Source organism: Candidatus Streptomyces philanthi, from assembly GCF_059553635.1.
In genome coordinates this window covers 1-3003 of the sequence record NZ_JCANQV010000466.1, presented here as the reverse complement: position 1 = coordinate 3003, position 3003 = coordinate 1, and the positions used below count along the sequence as shown (strand labels likewise).

3 protein-coding genes and 1 pseudogene are annotated in these 3003 nt (G+C 75.0%); 3 read left to right on the top strand and 1 reads right to left on the bottom strand.

Going from position 1 to position 3003, the window contains the following annotated elements:
- Nucleotides 1-196, top strand: a pseudogene (locus AC51EU_RS29040) (hypothetical protein); the annotation flags it as partial.
- 84 nt (nt 197-280) lie between these two features.
- Here the strand turns inward: AC51EU_RS29040 and AC51EU_RS29035 are convergent.
- Nucleotides 281-775: an Lrp/AsnC family transcriptional regulator gene (locus AC51EU_RS29035; RefSeq protein WP_496270072.1), complete on the bottom strand. Its 495-nt coding sequence runs from the start codon at nt 773-775 to the stop codon at nt 281-283.
- 80 nt (nt 776-855) lie between these two features.
- Here AC51EU_RS29035 and AC51EU_RS29030 point away from each other — a divergent pair, with 80 nt between their 5' ends.
- Together AC51EU_RS29030 and AC51EU_RS29025 are read left to right on the top strand one after the other, a co-directional pair.
- The gene (locus tag AC51EU_RS29030; RefSeq protein WP_496270071.1) at nt 856-2160 is read left to right on the top strand and encodes an APC family permease; all 1305 of its coding nucleotides are present in this window, start codon (nt 856-858) and stop codon (nt 2158-2160) included.
- Nucleotides 2161-2297: 137 nt separating this feature from the next.
- Nucleotides 2298-2936 carry a pyridoxamine 5'-phosphate oxidase family protein gene (locus AC51EU_RS29025; RefSeq protein WP_496270070.1) on the top strand — a complete coding sequence of 213 codons (639 nt, stop codon included), beginning with the start codon at nt 2298-2300 and terminating at the stop codon, nt 2934-2936.
- Nucleotides 2937-3003: the final 67 nt, after the last annotated feature.

Below are 3003 nucleotides of genomic sequence, written 5' to 3'. Positions count from 1 at the left end.
GCTCACCGTGCCGGCCGCCGTGCCGGCCGCCGCCCACGGGCACCGGGCGGGGTCCGCCGGACGGGGCCCGGTCTGCTGTGCGCGGGCCGAGGGCGCCGGGGTGCCGCTGGATCTCGGCGGCTCCGCCGCCCTCGCCTCCGGTGCCGCGGTGCTGTTCACCGTGCACCGCAGGCGGGTGGTGCGCCGCCGCGGCTGACCCCGTGCCCCGGGCCGTGGCCCGGTCCGCCGGGGACCGCCCGGTGTGGTCCCCGGTACCGCGCCCGCCGCCCCCTTCCCGTGCTCACACCCCGGAGGGGGCGGCGGCGTGGTGGTGGCCGGCGGGCGGGAGCGGTGCGACGACGTCGTTGGCGACGTGCTGGTAGATGACCGAGCTGCGGCAGTCGACGACCTCGCGGCGCTTGAAGACCTGGTCCATCAGCAGGACGTGCAGGCGGTCCAGGTCGGGGACGGCGACATGGACGAGGAAGTCGTCGCCGCCCGCGACGACATAGATGCTCAGCACCTCCGGCAGGGAGGTCAGGAACGCCTTGAAGCGCTCGATGACCTCGCGGTTCATGGGGCGGATGCGGATCGTGAGCAGGGCCTGGACGGGGCGGTTGAGGGCGCGGAGGTCCACCGTGGCGCGGTAGCCGGTGATCACTCCGCGGGCGCGGAGGGCGCGGACCCTCTCCAGGCAGGTGGAGGGGGCGATGCGCAGGGTGCGGGCCAGTTCGCGGTTGGTCTGCCGTGCATCGCGCTGGAGTTCGCGGACTATCGCCGAATCAATGTCGTCCATGACAGCAATGATGCCCCTTACACCGAATTTTGTTCGGCACGCTCTCTTTTCGATCATCTTTGCGGTTAATTTCACCGGACGTGACCGTACAAAAGACATCGCTCCGTCCCCCTGTCCGACCGGACGCACGGCTGGGCGTCGGCGGCGGGACCGCGCTGTGCGCCGGTGCCGTGCTCGGCCCCGGCGTCCTGGCCCTGCCCTCCCTGGCGGCGGCGACGGCGGGCCCCGCCTCGATCCTGGCCTGGGTCCTGCTGCTCGCCCTGAGCGTCCCGGTGGCCGCGTCCTTCGCGGCGCTGGGCGCCCGCTACCCGGACGGCGGCGGGGTCGCCACCTATGTCCACCGGGCCGCGGGCCCCCGGGCCGCCGCCGTGGTGGGCTGGTGGTTCTACGGGGCGGTGCCGGTCGGGGTGCTGTCCGCCGCCTGGATCGGCGGGACGTACGTCGCCGAGGCCGCGGGCTGGGGGACGGCGGGCGCCGCCGCGGTCAGCGGTGTCGTCCTGGCCGGGTCCTTCGTCTCCAACGCGTTCGGGCTGCGCATGTCGGGCTCGGTGCAGCTGCTGCTCGGGGGGCTGCTGGCGGCCGTGCTGCTGTGCGCGGTGCTGGCCTCCGCGCCCCATGTGCGGGCCGGGCACTTCACCCCGTTCATGCCGGGCGGCTGGTCGTCGGTCGGCTCGGCGGCCTCGGTGCTGTTCTTCGCGTTCGCGGGCTGGGAGGCGGCGAGCCATCTGTCCGGCGAGTTCGCCGATCCGGCGCGTGACCTGCCCCGGGTGATGCGCCGTACGCTCGCCGCGATCACCGTGCTCTACCTGGGGCTCGCGGTGGCGACCATCGGCGCCCTGGGGCCGGCGGCGGCCACCACCGACACCCCGCTGACCGCGCTGCTCTCGCAGAGCGTGGGCGTCGCGGCGCGGCCGGTGGCGGCGGTCGCCGCCCTGTTCCTCACCTTCGGCGCGGTCAACTCGTACGTCGCCGGAGCCTCCCGGCTCGGCGCGGCGCTCGGCCGGGACGGGGCGGCACCGCGCTGGCTGGCCAAGGGCGGCGCGCCGGGCGAGGTGCCGCGCCGTTCGCTGGTGGTGCTGGCCTGCGCCGTCGCCGTCCTGGCGGCGGTGGCCGGCACCGTCGGCGCGGATCTGGACCTGCTGATGCGGGCCACCGCCACCTGTCTGGCGGCGGTCACCCTCGCCGGACTCGCGGCCTCCCTGGTCCTGCTGCCCCGCGGCACCCTCCTGTGGTACGGGGGGATCGCGAGCTGTGTGCTGACGGCGGGGGTGCTGGTGTTCTCCGGGTGGCTGCTGCTGCTCCCGGTGGCGCTGGCGGTGGTCTCCGCCGGGTTCCTGACGGTACGCAGGGCGCGGGCCGTGCGCGGAGCGCGGAGCGGCGGATAGGGCCGCGGGCCCGGCCCGAACCGGCGTCACGGCGGTTGTCGGTGGGCTGCCGTACAGTCGGCGACGAGGGTGACGACCGTGCGGTGGCGAAGGCGTCCACCGGTGGCACGGCGTCCCGGGACGAAGGGGGAAGGTCCGTGCCGACGACCGATACGACAGAGATCACGGAGGTCACGTCCGAGGCGGAGCTGCGCGCGCTGGTCGGCGAGCCGACCGCGCGGGCCGCCCACAAGGCCCGTGACCGGCTGCACGACCTCGACCGCGCCTGGCTGGCCCGTTCACCGTTCTGCCTGCTGGCGACCGCGGACGCCGAGGGGCGGTGCGACGTCTCGCCCAAGGGCGACCCGGAGGGCTTCGTCCATGTCCTCGACGACCGCACCCTCGTCCTCCCCGACCGGCCGGGCAACCGCCGGGTGGACGGCTTCCACAACATCCTGTCCAACCCGCACGTCGGCCTGATCCATGTGGTGCCGGGCCGCAGCGACACCCTGCGGATCAACGGCCGGGCGCGACTGCTGCGCGACGCCCCGTTCTTCGACGCGCTGGTGGTCAAGGGGCACCGGCCGCGGCTGGCGCTGCTGGTCGAGATCGAGGAGGTCTTCTACCACTGCGCCAAGGCGTTCCTCCGGTCGGACCTGTGGAAGCCGGAGAGCTGGCACCCGGACGACCTGCCCTCCCGCGCCCGTATCGCCAAGGGCCTGGAGGCGCCGGACGTCCCCCTGCGGGAGCTGGAGGAGTACTACGGGCCGCGGTACGCGGAGCGGCTCTACGGCTGAGGGGCGCCCGGGTCCGGCGGGCGGTCCGGGCCGCGGCCCTTCGGGGGCTCCTCCGTCACGGGGTGGT

Coding starts and splice junctions, on each gene's coding strand:
- AC51EU_RS29035 (WP_496270072.1), bottom strand. CDS start 775: ATGGACGACATTGATTCGGCGATAGTCCGCGAACTCCAGCGCGATGCA.